Origin of the sequence: Novosphingobium rhizovicinum (genome assembly GCF_040813635.1) — a bacterium.
GTDB classification, from domain to species: Bacteria; Pseudomonadota; Alphaproteobacteria; order Sphingomonadales; family Sphingomonadaceae; genus Novosphingobium; species Novosphingobium rhizovicinum.
On record NZ_JBFNXR010000053.1, the window covers coordinates 1 to 16,105 of the forward strand.

General features: G+C 61.6%; 14 protein-coding genes, 1 tRNA gene and 1 pseudogene. 11 read left to right on the forward strand and 5 right to left on the reverse strand.

Annotated features, from left to right (window positions below; genetic code table 11):
• The first annotated feature begins 18 nt into the window (after positions 1-18).
• From ABUH87_RS16330 to ABUH87_RS16340, 3 genes and pseudogenes are all read left to right on the forward strand, one after another.
• Positions 19-95 (forward strand) — tRNA-Met (locus tag ABUH87_RS16330).
• A gap of 231 nt (positions 96-326) precedes the next feature.
• Positions 327-686: pseudogene (locus ABUH87_RS16335) on the forward strand (integrase core domain-containing protein); the annotation flags it as partial.
• Positions 687-1,737: 1,051 nt separating this feature from the next.
• Complete coding sequence (locus ABUH87_RS16340) at positions 1,738-2,988, forward strand: mechanosensitive ion channel family protein (protein WP_367775186.1); 1,251 nt, start codon at positions 1,738-1,740, stop codon at positions 2,986-2,988.
• Between the two features lie 434 nt (positions 2,989-3,422).
• Here the strand turns inward: ABUH87_RS16340 and ABUH87_RS16345 are convergent, their stop codons facing one another.
• A complete protein-coding gene (locus ABUH87_RS16345) occupies positions 3,423-3,971 on the reverse strand; it encodes a hypothetical protein (protein WP_367775187.1) in 549 nt (182 codons plus the stop codon).
• A gap of 203 nt (positions 3,972-4,174) precedes the next feature.
• On the opposite strand from ABUH87_RS16345, the gene ABUH87_RS16350 reads away from it, so the two are divergent.
• Positions 4,175-4,549, forward strand: a complete 375-nt coding sequence (locus ABUH87_RS16350; protein ID WP_367775188.1) for a hypothetical protein — start codon at positions 4,175-4,177, stop codon at positions 4,547-4,549.
• A 4-nt stretch (positions 4,550-4,553) separates the two neighbouring features.
• Positions 4,554-5,918, forward strand: a complete 1,365-nt coding sequence (locus tag ABUH87_RS16355; protein ID WP_367775189.1) for a L,D-transpeptidase family protein — start codon at positions 4,554-4,556, stop codon at positions 5,916-5,918.
• A 468-nt stretch (positions 5,919-6,386) separates the two neighbouring features.
• Here ABUH87_RS16355 and ABUH87_RS16365 read toward each other — a convergent pair whose 3' ends face one another.
• Together ABUH87_RS16365 and ABUH87_RS16370 are read right to left on the reverse strand one after the other, a co-directional pair.
• Positions 6,387-7,169: an enoyl-CoA hydratase-related protein gene (locus ABUH87_RS16365; RefSeq protein ID WP_367775190.1), complete on the reverse strand. Its 783-nt coding sequence runs from the start codon at positions 7,167-7,169 to the stop codon at positions 6,387-6,389.
• Between the two features lie 14 nt (positions 7,170-7,183).
• Positions 7,184-8,164 carry an NAD(P)H-dependent flavin oxidoreductase gene (locus ABUH87_RS16370; RefSeq protein WP_367775224.1) on the reverse strand — a complete coding sequence of 327 codons (981 nt, stop codon included), beginning with the start codon at positions 8,162-8,164 and terminating at the stop codon, positions 7,184-7,186.
• A gap of 209 nt (positions 8,165-8,373) precedes the next feature.
• Here ABUH87_RS16370 and ABUH87_RS16375 point away from each other — a divergent pair, with 209 nt between their 5' ends.
• Both ABUH87_RS16375 and ABUH87_RS16380 read left to right on the forward strand, forming a co-directional pair.
• Positions 8,374-9,261, forward strand: coding sequence for a M48 family metalloprotease (locus ABUH87_RS16375; RefSeq protein WP_367775191.1), 888 nt, complete (start codon positions 8,374-8,376; stop codon positions 9,259-9,261).
• A 132-nt stretch (positions 9,262-9,393) separates the two neighbouring features.
• Positions 9,394-10,848, forward strand: a complete 1,455-nt coding sequence (locus tag ABUH87_RS16380; protein WP_367775192.1) for an aromatic ring-hydroxylating oxygenase subunit alpha — start codon at positions 9,394-9,396, stop codon at positions 10,846-10,848.
• 113 nt (positions 10,849-10,961) lie between these two features.
• On the opposite strand, the gene ABUH87_RS16385 is transcribed toward ABUH87_RS16380, so the two are convergent.
• Together ABUH87_RS16385 and ABUH87_RS16390 are read right to left on the reverse strand one after the other, a co-directional pair.
• Positions 10,962-11,756, reverse strand: a complete 795-nt coding sequence (locus ABUH87_RS16385; RefSeq protein WP_367775193.1) for a LysR family transcriptional regulator — start codon at positions 11,754-11,756, stop codon at positions 10,962-10,964.
• Positions 11,757-11,823: 67 nt separating this feature from the next.
• On the reverse strand, positions 11,824-13,065 hold the full coding sequence (locus tag ABUH87_RS16390) for a CaiB/BaiF CoA transferase family protein (RefSeq protein ID WP_367775194.1): 1,242 nt from the start codon (positions 13,063-13,065) through the stop codon (positions 11,824-11,826).
• Between the two features lie 181 nt (positions 13,066-13,246).
• Between ABUH87_RS16390 and ABUH87_RS16395 the strand changes: the two genes are divergently transcribed.
• From ABUH87_RS16395 to ABUH87_RS16410, 4 genes are all read left to right on the forward strand, one after another.
• Complete coding sequence (locus ABUH87_RS16395) at positions 13,247-13,633, forward strand: VOC family protein (protein ID WP_367775195.1); 387 nt, start codon at positions 13,247-13,249, stop codon at positions 13,631-13,633.
• A gap of 16 nt (positions 13,634-13,649) precedes the next feature.
• Entirely contained in the window at positions 13,650-14,438 is a 789-nt protein-coding gene (locus ABUH87_RS16400) for an SDR family NAD(P)-dependent oxidoreductase (RefSeq protein ID WP_367775196.1), read from the forward strand.
• A 253-nt stretch (positions 14,439-14,691) separates the two neighbouring features.
• A complete protein-coding gene (locus tag ABUH87_RS16405; RefSeq protein ID WP_367775197.1) occupies positions 14,692-15,129 on the forward strand; it encodes a hypothetical protein in 438 nt (145 codons plus the stop codon).
• Between the two features lie 424 nt (positions 15,130-15,553).
• Positions 15,554-15,991 (forward strand): hypothetical protein, encoded by a 438-nt coding sequence (locus ABUH87_RS16410; RefSeq protein ID WP_367775198.1) that lies wholly within the window; start codon positions 15,554-15,556, stop codon positions 15,989-15,991.
• The last annotated feature ends 114 nt before the right edge of the window (positions 15,992-16,105 follow it).

Sequence of the window (16,105 nt, forward strand, 5' to 3'; positions counted from 1 at the left end):
CACAACGCCCACAGGTGACGCGGGGTGGAGCAGCCCGGTAGCTCGTCAGGCTCATAACCTGAAGGTCGTAGGTTCAAATCCTACCCCCGCAACCATCACACACAATCCCACAACCGCTCGGGGCAACCCAGAGTGGCTTTTTTGTGCATATTTTCTGCAGCTTAGCCGCGATTTGCGGAGCTCCAGATCGTCTCTAGGCGGCCCGCCAAATGCCAAGACGTCGATTTGCATCAAGGGGTATTTTGTGGGGTGTCGACCTCAAGGCGTAGGGTCGTCCGCGAGCTCACCGATCTGATCGCCAAGCGCGGCAAGCCGAGCATACATCGCCTCCTCGAAAGCCGATGCAGAACGGCTACGTCGAAAGCATTAACGGTCGGATGCGCGATTAGCTGCTCAACGAAACGTTGTTCCTCAACCTGGACCATGCCCGCGTGGTGATCGCCGCCTGAGCCGACGATTACAACGAGGAGCACTCGGCCTTTGGATACCAGACCCCAGCGATCTTCGCCGCTGAACTGGATAAGCAATGGCCTGCTTCGCTAGGGCTTGGGGCCTCCGTTGCGTCAATGATGATCGAAACGCAATCCATCGCGAGCCCAGCAATTCTCGGCCTGATGAAGGGCGAGCCTCCCACCATTTCCCCCCTGGACCTCTCCGGCAGCCTTTCCGCCTCGGCTAGTCGATGATCGCCGCTCTGGCCTACTCAATCGTTCCGACCGTCATTCACGGACGCCTGAAGCAACCGATGACGGAAATGGCGGGCCTTGCAGGTGTTCTGGGAATCGGCTTCGGTCGTTGTTGAGCTGACAGCTTTGCTGCACTGGTGATTCCACGGCAAAAATCCTCTGCGCGCGTTCCCGCCAATGAGGCAGATCCGGTTCCGTGTTCCATGCCTCCCGCCCGCTCTTGCCGCTCTTCGGCCTCCTCACGAGCCTTCTGTACCTACACGGCACCGGCCCGCCGTGACGGACTGCTACTCGGTCCTTGAGGAACCGTACTGCTGGCGTCGACGTGAGATAGACCTTGCCTTATCTCGGGATCCCGTGGGCTTCGGAACTGCGCAGCGTATTAATCTGTTTGTTTCGAGAACTCGCAGCGTAGCCCCGGGGCGGGGGGGGGCACGCAATCGGAAATCGTTCGCTGTTCTGGATGGCTCTCGTCGTCTTGATGACGGCAATACTGCTGATGGGCCTGCTGAAGCGTGAGCGGCAGGGCCCCGGTCGGATAGGGTGGGATTCGTTCCTCGTACTGGTGCTCTGGCTGTCGGCTGCCAGTTTGCAAGTATGGTTGGGCTGAGTTGAAGCGCGGGCCGTCGAGGCAAAGTCTCCTCAGAGCGGGTGCTAGTCTGCCCGGTTTTGTCGCCCCTGAGCACATCGGCCGCCTGCCTTCGCCTCTCCCGCGAACACCGGCGAACATCCCGGGGCGTCCACAGTTCGGCTCTATCTCTTCGCATGACCGGCCCCTCTGGTGCTTTGGGAGCTTGAGGGAACGGAGGCCAGCGTGGTGCCTTATTGAGTTCGTGGAGACAAGCCGATGCTCAACCTGAGGGAGACATAGCCGTGACAGAGCAGCAGAGCGGCTCGTCGGGATGTTTGTTGGCAGGCCAATGATCGCTTCGACTGGCACTCGGAACCGAGTTTGCTGCATTTGCGCGAACACGCACCTTCGCGGCAGAAACGAGCCAAGGGCGCTTGCGGTCCCTGGGTTCGAGCACTTCGCGCAAACCAGGTGAAAGCATTGGGTTCTTTCGTGAAGTGGATGGCGCTTGCTCTGGCACTCGTCGTGGCGCCCGCGGCGGCTCAATCCGATCTGGCAACCGTTCGGATTGACGGCCGCGCTGTGTTTCAGGTCGGACCCGGCGCTGAAGAGGGGGACGCCTCCGCGCGAGCGCGACGAGTGGAAGAACGTCTTTCGCCGCTGCTCGGTAATCTGAATGCGCTCGCGCCAGCTACTCCGAGACGAACGGCGAGCGGATGGAGCGTGACGGTTTCGGGAATACCCGTGGTCAATGTCACACCGCGTGACGCCGAGGATGCGTTCACGACGCAACCGGCCTTGGCCCGGCAGTGGGCATCAGCGCTTGACGGCGCCCTGGCGCGCGCCCGCGAGCACCGGCTCGGCTGGGGCGGGCGATTCATTGCGGAGACGCGCGGCTCTGGCGAGGCGGCGATAGGCCGGCTGGCGGAGTCGGTGGGCCGGATCATCCCCAGAGTTCTTGCAGCATCAATCGTCATTGCTGCCTTCTGGCTGCTCGCCCGCGGGGTTCGGGCTCTTCTAAGGCTCGTGTTTCGTAAGACCGTCGAAGATATCACGGTGGAAAGCCTGGTGAAGCAGTTCACCTACTATGCCATCATCACGCTCGGCTTCTTCGTCGCCGTCGATGCGCTGGGCTTCGATCCGACGACTGTCGCAGCTGGCCTCGGGCTTTCCGGCATTGTCCTGGGCTTCGCACTGAAAGACATACTTTCCAACTTCGTCTCCGGCCTGCTGCTGCTGACCTTGCGTCCGTTCCGCATCGGGGATCAGATCGTGGTGGGTGACCTGGAGGGTAGCGTGGAGAAGATCGAACTCAGGGCTACCCGCCTGCGGGCTTATGACGGGCGGGTGATGTTGGTGCCCAACGCCGAAGTGTTCACCTCCCGGATCGTCAACAATACGGCCGATCCGCTGCGGCGTGGTGCGGTTGAGCTATGGCTTGGGTATGGCACCAACGTGAAGGCGGCGCTGGAGGTGATCCGAACGGCGGCAACGCGAGCGTCTGGTGTACTGGACACGCCCGTTCCGGCGGTGCGCATCGACGATCTGGGGCAGGGTGATATTCGCGTGGAAGTGACGTTCTGGGCGGACAGTCAACGTTCGGACTACAAAAACACGGCAGCTGCCGTTCGCGCGGCCGTTCTGGAAGACCTTGTTTCCGCAGGCATCCCCCTTCCTGACCCTGCGGCACGCACGGTCAAGCTCGCAGAGCAGGATAAGGCAGGAGCTTGAAGCTGTGCGGAAGAAGAGGCGTGCGGGTTAGCCTTACGATCTGTCGAACAGCTCCGCAGCCGATGCTGCGGGCGCAAAATCGAGAGGTGAAACTTGAGCATCCCGGATCTCTCGACCTTCTTCGAGGCGCGCCTCGACAGCGAGCGCGATGTCGCTCGTGTGACTGGGTCTGGCTCAGCGGCGCAGATCGCAGTTCCCGGACTGCGCGATCAGCTTCTTGAGCGAACAACTCGGCGTGTCGGGCCAGTTTATCGCGCAATGCTCGTGAAAGCAGAGGGCTCGTGGAGAACCTCGTGTGAGTTCGGCACAATGGACGCAGACCAACAGGCGCCCAGATCTTCCGCGCCCGCTGCGTGAACAGGTGGGCTAATAGCGTGACCCGGCGGAGAGAGGCGCTGCCTCTCTCCAAGTCACGTCGTTCAGCAGGTGCTGACTTACAGGGTGGTAGTCCTGCTCGCGCTGCGCGACCAATGTCCGCGGTGTTCGTGAAGGATCTTTTCGACTTCCAGCCGATTTGCGCCGCTGTCCTCCAGGTCCACGCCCACCCAGTAGCCGCCACGCTGGATTCTCTCATCGAAATAGCGCGCGTCCTCTTCGTCGACGCCATACTTCATCAGTGCGCCGGTCAACCCACCGATGGCGCCGCCGACTACAGCGCTTGTCGCTGCGGCGCTGCCAAACAGGCCTAGCGCCTCGGCTACAGCACCTGCGGCAATAAACGGTCCTACGCCGGGAATGGCGAGTGCCGCTAACCCAGCGACAGCGCCGGCGCCGGCTCCAATTGCCATACCCTTGCCCGTTGCGCTCGCCTTTGTGTCGGTATGCTCATGCTTGTCGTTCCCATGCGCGTGCTCGAAGTCGCTGTCATGCCGGCTGATCACGGAGATCGACTTTTCTCTCACCCCGCGCGAGCGCAGTGCCTGTATAGCCTGTTCAGCTTCGTTCCTGGTGTCGAATATTGCAGATGCTACATTGCGCGTCATATCTGAACTCCTTCAGTTGGTATTCGGAATATACCGGATAATAGGCCCAATGTTTTGTCTGTCAGTTGAGTTCCCGTAATCGGGGTTATCTTGCATGTTCAGCATCTAACATGATGCATATCTCTGGATGTTCGAAATAATATCCCCGGAACACTGGCTTGGGCAGCCCGTTAACCTTGGGTACAGGAAAAGGAGATGTGACCATGAAACTTCGATTTACCGCTGTGGCAGCTTTGGCCACCCTGGCGGCGTGCGCAGATGATGCGACGCCTACTCAGGAGCAGCGTGCGGAGCAGCTCGAGGAGCGGGCAGACGCCGTGGAGCAAGCTGGCGATCAGCGCGCCGAGAGGATCGACGAGAGAACCGACGCTCGCGCCGAGGCTCTGAACGAACGAGCCGACGCGCTGGAAGAAGGTGAGGTTCCCGTCGGTCAAGCTGCAGGTGCGGTGTCGAACATGAACGCCCGCACAACTCCGGCTGGGGTTCAGTCGGGGCGTGACAACCCTGCCGGCGCGCTTCCTCCTGCGGCTACCGGCACGCCTCCTGCTAATGCCGCGGGTGCTGGCGAAAACGGCTGACGCCATGCCATCACAGGGGCGCTACAAGAAGGTGACAATGCGCCTTGGCGCCACCGTGATGCTTGCCGCTCTCTCGGGGCTGGCGGTCATCCCTGTGCGGCTGCTCCCGAGCGAAACCAGGGCCGCCGTGGGAACCGGCGGAGATGATGCGCAGGTCGCAGGCCCCGCACAAGTTGCGATCGCCAGATCCGAGCCCGGAAGCCCGCAGGCCGTGGTTGCCCCCGCGATCCAATATCTGGACCCCAGCCTGGCTCCAGATGGGGCTATCGGGCGCGCAACTGGCCGCTCGGACGCACAATCCGTGTTAAGTCACGAGGAGACGTCTGTTCACAACCCGATCTATGCGTCCATGCTCGCGGGCTTACGCGTCTACCGGGAGGTTTGGAGCCGTTTGCCTCAGCTTCAGGTACCCGCCACCGCAGCGCTGCATGCCGGGAGCAGTGGCCCTGCTGTAAATGTCCTGCGCCGCCGCCTCGGAGTGCAAGCTGCGGACAACACGCCCTTCAGCGTGGCGCTGGAAGAGAAGGTGCGCGCTTTCCAGCGCGTGCATGCTCTCCCACCCACCGGAGTGGCGGACGGAGCGACCATCGCTGCCCTCAACCGCGGAAGCGCGCACTACGAAGCTATCATCCTCGCCAATCTGGAGCGCGCGCGTTGGCTGCCGAGGGAAATGGGAGACAAGTTCGTGCTCGTGAACACCGCCGCCGCGCGGCTGATCGGCTACGAGCATGACGCTCCGGCGCTGGAGATGAAAGTGGCGCTGGGCAGCTCCAAGAGGCCAACGCCAGCTCTCGCGGATAAGATCGAAACGATCGTCCTTGATCCTAGCTGGTACGTCCCACCGCACCTCGTACAATCGATCATCGCCCCCAAAGTGCTTGAGAAAGGACTCGCCTACCTGAACGAGAACGGGTTCGTTGTCCTTTCCGACTGGTCAGACACTGCTGTGGAGGCCGACCCAAGCTCCGTAGACTGGCGAGCCGTCCGCGACGGCCGCGCCTATGCACGCGTTCGCCAGAAACCAGGTCCTGCCAACCCGATGGGAGACACAAAGTTCATGTTCCCCAACCGGCTCGGCATCTATCTGCACGACACCCCCAATCACGCCGTGTTTGCTAAAGAGGATCGCTACGTCAGCAACGGATGCGTGAGAGTAGAGAAAGCCGCCGAACTGGCGAGGTTCCTCGTTGGCGAGCCCATGCCAGCTGACGGTAGCGAGATGTCCCGTGAAATCGTGCTGAAAGGTCCTGTTCCCGTCATCACGGCACACTTCACCTTTTGGTGGGACGGCCACAACCCGACCTTTCACAAAGACGTTTACGGCAGAGATCACCCTCTGATCGCGAAGCTGGAGTTGTCTCGTCCATAACACGCGGGCGCCAGCATGAGCGAGCTGCCGTGAAGCGCAAAGCCATCGGCATGAAACGGGTGCTCACCGGCGGTGACCGTATTAGGGCCGCCTTGCGTGAGTAGAGTAGGATTCCCTGATCGCGGGTCGAACCCACGTTCTACCGCCTCAAGGACTTCCGGCGCATACTCAGCCGCTATGAGAGGCGCTCGCGGAAATTCCTTTCAGCCGTGAGCGGTCGCGGTCGCCTTCTGGCTCTTAAGGAGTCTGGGCCCCGAAGATCGTCTCGTTTGGAATCCAAGGCCATCTATTTGCCGAGGAGAAATCCACTTCACAGACAACCTTTTGACATACTCATTATCGGCTTTGTTGCCGCAGACGACTCTCGAAACAAATGCAGAGCGATGACAGCAACGAGCTCCTGCAGCCTAGAGGCTTCATAGCCGTCCAAGACCCTAATTTCCGCCGTTCTGGCTTGGAGCTGGCCGATCAGCGACCCTGGAAGCGCGGCTTTCGCTTTTCGACGAATGCGTTGACGCCTTCGAGGAAGTCCTCGGTGCGACCGGCATCGCGCTGACCTCGCCGCTCGGCGTTCAGAGCCGTTTCGTAGTCACAGTCCAGTGCATCCCAGGCCATGCGCTTGATCATTCCAATCGAACGCGGCCCGTTTGCCAATTGCTTGGCGAGCGTCATGGCTTCTTCGTCAAGCCGCTCGTCTGGTACGACTTTGGTGGCAAGACCCCACTCCAGCGCCGTCTGTGCGCCAATCTTCTCGCCAAGCAGCATCATGCGCATGGCGCGCACTCGGCCTACAGCCTTGGCGAGGAGCCATGTTGCCCCGCCATCGGGCACCAATCCGACGTGGGCGAACGCGCAGAAGAAAAAAGCATTTTCGCTCATCAGAACGATGTCGCCCGCCGCCGCAAGGCCTGCCCCGTAACCCGCTGCCGCGCCCCTGATGGCGGTAACGACGGGCTGCTCCATGCGCTTTATGGCCAACTGCACGGGATTGAATGCGCGGTCGAGTTGTCCGCCGACATCCCGGCGCGGATCGGCCAACATATCCTGGGCGGCAGCCAGGTTGGCTCCCGAACAGAACCCCTTGCCCTCGCCGGTGATGAGCACTGCGCGAGCCTCGTATGCGGCGCGGTCCAGTGCATCGACCAGTTCGTGGCCCATGGCCTCGGTAACGCCATTCATCGTCTTGGGGTCGTTGAGCGAGACCCGCGCGACACCGCCCTGAAGCGAGTAGAGGATGTGCTGGTAAGTCATGACAGCCACTCCTCTCAGACCAGCATGGTGCCGAGGCGCCCGCGCACGATGTCTTCGGCTTCACTGATGATGCGGTCGATCAGTTCCTGACAGGTCGGGATATCGTGGATCAATCCCTGGATCATGCCGGCCCAGAAGATACCCTTGTCCAGATCACCCGTCTGCAACAGCTCGCGCCCAACGGCTCCGGCTACGTAGGGGCGGATATCATCAAAGGTCGCGTCAGGACGCGACGATATCTCGACCACTTTGTCGGACACCGAATTCTTGCCAACCCGCGCTGTGTTCTTGAACTTGCGGAAGATCAGGTTCGTGCCACGCTCATCGTTCTCGATATACTTGAGCTTCACGTTCTCGTGAATTGGAGCTTCCTGGGTTGCGCAGAAGCGAGTGCCCATGTTGACGCCTTCTGCGCCCAACGCCAGCGCTGCGACGAAGCCTCGCGCATCGCCGATCCCGCCAGACGCCAGCATCGGGATCTTCACCTTGTCGGCTGCGGAGGGGATCAGGATCAGGCCGGGAATGTCGTCCTCGCCCGGATGGCCAGCACACTCGAAGCCGTCAATCGAGATGATATCGCAACCATTCCGCTCAGCCGAGAGCGCATGGCGGACTGCAGTGCACTTGTGGAGGATCTTGATGCCGCGGGGCTTCGCCATTTCCCAGATCTCACGAACCTGCTGTGTGCCAGCGGTCTCGATGATCTTCACTCCGCCATCGATCGCGGCCTGAGCATAGCCTTTGTAGTCTGGTGGCAGAATGGTCGGCAGCACGGTGATGTTTACCGCGAAGGGTTTGCTGGTCATTGAACGGCAGCGCTCGATCTCCTCGCGCAGTGCCTCTGGGCTCGGTTGAGTCAGCGCCGTCAAAGTGCCGAGGCCGCCGGCGTTGGAGACCGCACTGGCCAGTTCGGCGTAACCTACGCCCTGCATGCCGCCCTGGACGATCGGATGCTCGATCTCGAGCATCTCGGTGATGCGGGTCTTGAACGCCATCTTTGCCTCTTCCTCCCTCGCGACGCGGCTGGTGTAGTGCCGCGTCTGCAGCCTTTGTCGCCAGCGTGCTCCGGCTGCAAGTCCCAAGTCGCAGCCATGCTCATGGAATACGGTGCGCGGGGAGCGCGAGACAAGTCGCCTTGCACGTTGATATCAGGCGCCACACCCCCCAATTCAGCCTGGCGAAGAAAGAAGGAGTTTTCGGAAAGGTGAATGGACTCAAGACCACCATGCTACTTGCGGCGCTCACTGCGCTGTTCATGGGGCTTGGCTACCTGCTGGGTGGAACCGGTGGCGCGCTGATCGCGCTTGTCGTGGCCGGTGGCATGAACCTGTTCACTTACTGGAACGCCGACAGCATCGTGCTGAAGCTTCATGACGCGCATGAGTTGGATGCCCGCAGTGGTTCAGACCTCTACGCAATCGTTGCTGAGCTGGTCCGCCGCGCGGATATGCCCATGCCTCGCGTTTATCTGGTCAACAGCGACAATCCCAATGCTTTTGCCACCGGGCGCAACCCCGAAAACGCTGCCGTTGCCGCCACCACCGGCCTTCTGCGGATGTGGAACCGCGAAGAAGTGTCTGCCGTCATGGCGCACGAGCTTGGGCACGTGCGTAATCGGGACACGCTCGTGATGACCATGGTTGCAACGATCGCGGGTGCGATCTCGATGCTGGCCAACTTCGGCCTCTTCTTCGGAGGCTCGGGAGGCGAAGGTCGCCCGAACCCCGTGGCGGCAATTGCAGCGGTTTTCATGGCGCCTTTCGCGGCGATGATCGTGCAGATGGCAATTAGCCGCACCCGCGAGTTTGGTGCTGATCGAGCGGGGGCGGAGATTTGCGGCAATCCGCAAGCGCTCGCTTCCGCTCTGGCCAAGATTGCGGGGCCGGCGCAGCATGTTCCCAGCAATGCCGTCATCCGCAACCCGGCAGCCGCGCAGTTGTATATCGTGCCGACGAGCGTATCGGAGCTGTTTTCCACACATCCTGCGACAGAACGCCGGATTGCGGCGCTGCAGGCGATGACACCAGGAGGTCCTCCGGCGCGCCCCCTGACGCAAGGTGCTCGGCGCTCAGCGTTAGATCCCAATCGATGATGACGTTTGCGCTGCAATCAGGGCAGGGCGAACGTCGGGGCGATGATCCGCGCGTCCGGCCATTGCCTCACGCGGTCTGTGGTATACAGTCCGCAACCAGAACCATGACTCGCTAACAAAAGAGGTCCGGGAGTGCTCAAGACACCTGAAGGCGGCGTTCGGTCCGTACCGTTTCCTATTGAAGATCCCGAGCGGATTCCGGCGCAGCGCTATTACGATCAGGCGTTTTACGACGCTGAGGTTGAGCATCTGTGGCCGCATGTATGGCAGATGGCGTGCCGTGAAGAGCAGTTGCCCGAGGTGGGTGACTGGATCGAGTACGAGAACGTCGGCAAGTCTGTGATCGTGGTCCGCACGACCAGCGGGATCAAGGCGTTTCACAACGCGTGCCGCCACCGCGGCGTGCCGATCGCGGGCGGAACGACCGTCGGCTCCTCGCACGCGACTGCCCATGGCAACTGTGCCAAGAGCGGGTTTGTGTGTCCGTTCCACGGCTGGCGCTGGAACATGGATGGCGAGAACACGCTGGTCTACGGCAAGCACCTGTTCTCTGAGAAGCAGCTCAAGGCAGAGGACATCAACCTGATCCCCTGCCGCACCGAAGTGTGGGGCGGCTGCGTGTGGATCAACCACGATGACGATGCGCCGTCGGTGAAGGAGAGCCTGGGCCCCGTCGCCGACCGGCTCGAGGCGCACAACGTCCAGCACCTGAAGGCGGAATGGTGCTACGGCACGGTTCTGCCCGCCAACTGGAAGATCGCCATGGAAGCCTTCATGGAAGGCTACCATGTCATGCAGACGCACCCGCAGCTGCAGCATGCGGCGCCCATGATGTACGATTCCATGTACAAGATTGCGCGACCCGAGGGCGTAAGCGCTTCGGCTGGCGGACCGATGCTCGCGGATGCTGACAAGACTCTGGAAGAGAACATCGACATCCAGATCAAGTCGATGGAACTGTTGAGCGATGGCATGGCGGGCATGATCCACCAGAAGGAAGTGGACATCGCCAAGTCGCTACGAAATGCGACAGAGGGTCTCCCCGAAGACAAGAACATGGCCATCATGATGTGGTTGGGCATGGTCATGCACCAGGTAACAGAACAGCTGAAGGCGAAGGGTGAGCCGATCCCTGACCTGTGCAGCGTGGCGCAGACCGACCCCATCCATGCAGTTGAATTCCTGTTCCCGCACTACTTCCTGCTGCCTTACTTCAGCAGCATGTCGGCCTATCGTATCCGTCCTCTTGGTCCGGAGAGCTGTTTCTTCGAGATCTGGTCTCTGACCTTCTTCCCGGAAGGGCAGGAGCCTGAGCCAGTGATGGAGCCGATCGTGCTGCCATTCGACAGCGCGGACTTCCCGCCTATCCCGCGGCAGGACTATTCTAACATCCCGCTTCAGCAGAAGGGCCTGCATGCCAAGGGATTCGAGTTCATGCGCCTGTCGAAGAGTGTTGAGGGTCTGATCAGCAACTACCAGCGGATCATCGACGGCTACCTGGCCGGCGTCCCGCAGGAGAACCTGGCCAAGGCCAACCATCTGCTTGGCGGAAATTTCGACGGAAACATCGAGGAACTCGGTTTCTGACCGAGGTTCAGGGCGGCAAGCGCTTAGCCATCAGGCGGCGCTTGCTTAGCCTTTGCAGATGTAGTGGATTGAGCAGGGAGCAGCAGCTAGGCAAACTTGCCGCTGCATGACTGCTACGCGATGTCGTCCGTCAAAGCGGCGACGAGCGCACGCACCTTCTTCTGTCTCCATTGCGGTGTCGGGGCGACCAGCCAGTAACCGCGCCGGCACGGTTCTGGTGGTCCGAACTCGCGAGCAACACCGGCACGCTGCATCTCCTGTGCAAGAAGGAGAGGGACGCGCGCCTTTCCAAGCCCGGCCATCGCCGCCGACATGGCTTGACCCGCATCGCTCACCACGAGAGCCGGCGCTTGCTCTCCTTCTCCGCCCGGCGAGGGGTCGCCCGGCCATCCGATCCAGTCCCCCGTTCCGATCTGCACCCGCTCGGCCGTGCCAAGCGGCAAACCTTCGAGATCACCGGGGCCGTCCGTCCAGCGCACGGCAAGGTCAAGGTTAGCCTCGGTGAAATCGGTCATTTCACCATCCACAAGCGCAAACCGCACCTGTGGATTGTCTGCCCGAAATGCCGCCAGGCGCGGCGCAAGCCAAGCAGCGAAGAACTCGCGCGGTGCGGCGATCGTGTAGACGTGGCTGGATTGGCCCGCCTGCATCGCTTGCACGGCATCTTCGAAGTGCAGGAACCCGGTCCGAAGCGCTTCCAGTCCTGCACTCGCCTCGTCGGTAAGTTCCAGGCCCTTGCTGGTCCGGCGGAAGAGAACGACGCCGAGGACGTCTTCAAGCGCGCGGATCTGCTGCCCCACTGCTGCGGGCGTGACGGCCAGCTCGTCTGCCGCGCGGGTGAAGGACAGGTGGCGTGCGGCCGCGTCAAACACGCGCAAGGCGTTGAGGGGCAAGTGCGTGCGCTTCATGGCACCTCACTAGGGTTGCGCGACGACGTCGGCAATGGGGCGAGAACCTCGCCCCATTACGACGCGATCAGATAACCTTGGCTTCACGCAGCGCCTCGACGGCCGCTTCGTCATACCCCAGCTCGCCGAGGACTTCATGCGTATGCTCACCCAGCATCGGCGGGGCGCAGCGGATGGTGGCGGGGCTCTTCGACATCTGGGCCAGAGGGCTCTGGATCAGGTCCACGGTTCCGCTTTCCGCATGGGCGTGGGGGGTGGTGGCGCGAAGGTTGCGGTGCTGAACCTGGGGCTCGTTCCAGACGTCGGGCAACTCATTGTAGCGCGCAGCAGGAATGCCGGCGCCGTCGAGCTTCCCTTGCACATCGGAAACAGTGAACTGTCGGCTCCAGGCGTTGATGATCTCCATCAGTTCCGCGCGATTGGTCTTGCCGCGTTTCAGGTTCGTGTCGAACCGGGGATCGTCGTTGAGTTCGGGCTGCTCCATCAACACCGTCAGCCGGCGCCAGTGCTCGTCTGTGCCTGCCGTCAGATAGATGATGCCATCCGAGCAGTAGATGAGGTCGGCTGGGCCACCGCCGTTGCCACCGTTGCCGAGGCGTGGCGGCGCATTGCCGCTGATCAGGTAGTCCTGCATGATGTGGCTGACCATGGCGACCGAGCTGTCGAGCAGGGCAATGTCGATGTACTGCCCCTCGCCAGTGCGGTTGCGATACATCAGCGCGCCCAGGATCGCGAGCGCGGTATTGTGGCCGGTGACGAAGTCCACGAGGCTGGGTCCCGTCTTGAGCGGCCCGGCGCCCGGCTGCCCGTCCGGAATGCCAGTCACCGCCATCATGCCGCCGGTTGCCTGGAAGAGCCCATCATAACCCGGCAGAGCCGCCATCGGGCCGGTCTGACCGAATCCCGTCACGGAGCAGTAGATCAGCCGGGGGTTGATGGCCTTGAGCGTTTCGTAATCGAGGCCGAACCGCTTCAGATCGCCAACCTTGTAGTTCTCGATCAGAACGTCGGCGGTTTCGACCAGCTTGCGGATGATCTCCTGCCCCTCGGGCTTCGAATGGTTCAGCGTGATGGAGCGCTTGTTGCGATTGGAAACGGTGAAAAAGCTGGAGTGCCGGGTCTCGATGCCATCTTTTCCCGGTACCCATGAGAAGCCGTAACCGCGACCGTCGTCTCCCACGCCGGGGCGCTCGATCTTGATGACGTCGGCTCCCAGGTCTCCCAGGATCTGTGCGCCGACAGGGGCTGCAAACACGCGGCTCATGTCGATCACGCGGATGCCCGCCAGTGCGCTTTTGTCGGTGTTCATCGAATACCCCTCGCAGATGGTTCTGTCGTCTGACTCGGGCGCCTTCCTACTCGCCGCAAGGGAGTGGGTGAAGGGGGTAGCTACCCAACGCTGTTGTTCACTGCCTGCTCGACTGGGCACGGGTGCGCGTCTATCAGGCGCTCACGTCACAGGGCGCCGAGCCCGCAACCAGGAGAGAGACATGATCGGATACGTTCTTGTAGGCAGCAACGACCTGCCCAAGGCGCTCGAATTCTATGACAAGCTCTTGCCGACCATTGGCGCGGCTAAGGTCTTCGATCACCCCAGCGGCGGACGGGTTTATGGCGTATCGGCCGACAAGCCGATGTTCGGCGTGGTTGCGCCCGCGAACGGCGACGCAGCAACCTTCGGCAATGGCACCATGATCTCGTTCATCTGCGATACGCACGAGCAGATCCAGGCCCTGTACGACAAGGCTCTTGAACTGGGCGGCAGCAGCGAGGGCGAACCGGGCTGGCGCGGGCCCGAAGGAGGGTTTTACGGCTGCTACTTCCGCGACCTCGACGGAAACAAGCTGTGTGCATTTCGCACTGGCCCGGCTGTCTGATCAGGGAGGCAGAATTATGGATATGAAGGTTGCCATCATTACTGGCGCGGGCAGCGGAATCGGCCTGGCAACGGCCAAGCTCCTGCACGCAGACGGTTTCGCAATCGTCGGGGTCGGACGCAGCAAGGACAAGCTGGCCACTTTGGAAGCGGAAATCGGGAACCCGGATCATGTGCTGTCGATCAGCGCGGACGTGACGGATCCGGCTGCTCCCAAGAGGATCGTGCAGCAGGCGCTGGATCGTTTTGGCCGTATTGACGCGCTCGTCAACAACGCCGGTGTAGGCAGTCCGAAGCCACTCGACGAAACCGACGATGAGACGCTGGACTACTTCCTCGAGATCATGCTCACGGCGCCGTTCCGCCTTTGCCGTGATGTGATCCCACACCTCGGGCAGGGAGCGAGCGTGGTCAACGTGACTTCCACTTTCGCTCATATCGGAGGACGGCGTGGTGGCGCCTATTCCGCCGCAAAGGGTGGGCTGAAGTCGCTCACTGAGCACATGGCCTGTGAATACGGTCCGCGCGGCATCCGCTCGAACTGCGTAGCTCCCGGCGTGACGATGACGGACATGGTGGCACACCGCTTCGAGGACGAGACGTTCAAGCGCAGCAACGTCGAGACTACGCCGTATCCAAGATTGGCCCAGCCGGACGACATCGCGAATGTGATCGCGTTCCTCTGCCTGCCTGGCAGCGAGATGATCAACGGGCAATCGATTGTCGTCGATGGCGGCTGGACAGCGACAAAGTACCTCTCCCCGCGCGTCACCCGCACAAAATGGGTCGAGCCCGACGAGCAGTGAGGCAGCAGGAGCGGCGCATGCGCGGCTCGGCACCGGCTATGCAGGCGCCGCTCCTGGTCGTTACAGGGAAAGTCTCCGTTTTCTGAATACTTGGCTGTGTTTTCGTTCATCTTCCAGAAAGATGAGGTTGAGCCGTTTTGGGTGAGCGACGAGACTAAGAACCATAAGTACCTCCCGACACTTTACTCTTCGCAGCTGCCAAGGTGAGGCGGCGCAGACCGCGAGAAGATCGCGGACATTTTGGAGAGTATTTATGCGCAAGCTTTTGTTTGGTTCGATTGCTGCCCTTGGTCTCGTTGCCGCTCCGGCGATAGCGCAAGACGCGACGGGCACAGTGGGCGGCGGTGCTGCCGCTTCGACACCGGGAGGCTCGGTCGCAGGCGGCGCCACGGCTGGTGCACAGATGCGAGACCAAGATCGCAAGGATCGTGGCAAGCGTGATCGTCGTATGGACCGGACTGATCGACGTGCTGACACTACCAATTCGGCGAGTACACACGGTTCAGGCACGATCTACACAGACCGGAATCGCGCGACTGGCGGTGTGACGGCTGGCGGTAGCGCCACCGGAACTGGGGACCAGAGCACCTCGACCACAATCGACGCTTACGGTGCCACCGACTCGATGGGTTCGACCGGCGAAGTCTACGGCGACGCGACGGCGAACTCGACCACCCCGGCTCCAAACTGATTGGCGACGGTGACGGAAGCGGAGTTCAACCGCCTCCGTCTCGTCGATAGAGGCTCTGATGACAGCGCTACTTTTCGCTTTGGCAGTAGCGGCAAGCCCTCAAGGGGAGTGCCGCGAAATTCACTATCACGCGGACGGCACGCGCGAGGAGCGGTGGGTGTCCGCAGATGAGGCAGATGCGGTGAGTGCAAGCAGCGTCAGCAGCCGAGCTCATGAACAGGGCGGAGGAAGCGTCGGCGCACATAGCTCAGTCAGTGCGTCCTCAAGCGCCACCAGTAGTCGTTCTTCCGCAACCAGCAGCACCGAGCGCTCGGGTGAGAGCCGCTCGGTCAGCGTCGTTCGGGACGAGGAGGGCTGCAGGATAACGATTGATGAACGTCCTGCTCGATGATCCGACACTTGGGAGATAAAAATGAAGCCTTTGATGATCACTGCCTCGGCGGCTGCGCTGTGCTTTCCTGCACTGGCTCTCGCACAGAACGCGCCGGTGACGGGCACGGCCGCAGGTACTCCGGCCACCGGCGACGTGTCTGCCTCGACGACAGGCGCTGCGCAGGGCACGGATGACAGCGTTGGTGTATCGGGAACCGCTGACGCGCAAGCCGCGGATGGCGGCACGGCGCGCACTACCGGGAGTGCCCGATTCAACCAGAACATGGCGATGCAGCGGTCCACTGCTACGGCAAACGATGACGATGAGCGGGCGCGTTCCTCCAGTCGCAGCAAGGCAAGCCGGAATGGCGCGGACATGTCGCATTCCATGTCGATCTATAAAGAGCGTGGCGAGAAGCCGATGGTCTCACGTGAGCACGAGGTGACCACTCCCAAGGAGAAAGCCCTGGCTGCAGACCAGCAAAACTGATCGACCGTCTTTCAGCTCCATTGTGAATCCGGGGGCTTATCCGCAAGAGTGCAGGGCGCTCCCGCGGATGAGCCCCCGCCTCATTAAATTTGGCACTCGCTCAGTTTCGATATA

What these genes read in the sequence shown, in the direction of transcription:
- ABUH87_RS16385 (WP_367775193.1), bottom strand. Translation starts at nt 11,756, where the DNA reads ATGAAGCGCACGCACTTGCCCCTCAACGCCTTGCGCGTGTTTGACGCG.
- ABUH87_RS16400 (WP_367775196.1), top strand. Translation starts at nt 13,650, where the DNA reads ATGGATATGAAGGTTGCCATCATTACTGGCGCGGGCAGCGGAATCGGC.
- ABUH87_RS16350 (WP_367775188.1), top strand. Translation starts at nt 4,175, where the DNA reads ATGAAACTTCGATTTACCGCTGTGGCAGCTTTGGCCACCCTGGCGGCG.
- ABUH87_RS16355 (WP_367775189.1), top strand. Translation starts at nt 4,554, where the DNA reads ATGCCATCACAGGGGCGCTACAAGAAGGTGACAATGCGCCTTGGCGCC.
- ABUH87_RS16345 (WP_367775187.1), bottom strand. Translation starts at nt 3,971, where the DNA reads ATGACGCGCAATGTAGCATCTGCAATATTCGACACCAGGAACGAAGCT.
- ABUH87_RS16410 (WP_367775198.1), top strand. Translation starts at nt 15,554, where the DNA reads ATGATCACTGCCTCGGCGGCTGCGCTGTGCTTTCCTGCACTGGCTCTC.
- ABUH87_RS16395 (WP_367775195.1), top strand. Translation starts at nt 13,247, where the DNA reads ATGATCGGATACGTTCTTGTAGGCAGCAACGACCTGCCCAAGGCGCTC.
- ABUH87_RS16370 (WP_367775224.1), bottom strand. Translation starts at nt 8,164, where the DNA reads ATGGCGTTCAAGACCCGCATCACCGAGATGCTCGAGATCGAGCATCCG.
- ABUH87_RS16405 (WP_367775197.1), top strand. Translation starts at nt 14,692, where the DNA reads ATGCGCAAGCTTTTGTTTGGTTCGATTGCTGCCCTTGGTCTCGTTGCC.
- ABUH87_RS16365 (WP_367775190.1), bottom strand. Translation starts at nt 7,169, where the DNA reads ATGACTTACCAGCACATCCTCTACTCGCTTCAGGGCGGTGTCGCGCGG.
- ABUH87_RS16390 (WP_367775194.1), bottom strand. Translation starts at nt 13,065, where the DNA reads ATGAACACCGACAAAAGCGCACTGGCGGGCATCCGCGTGATCGACATG.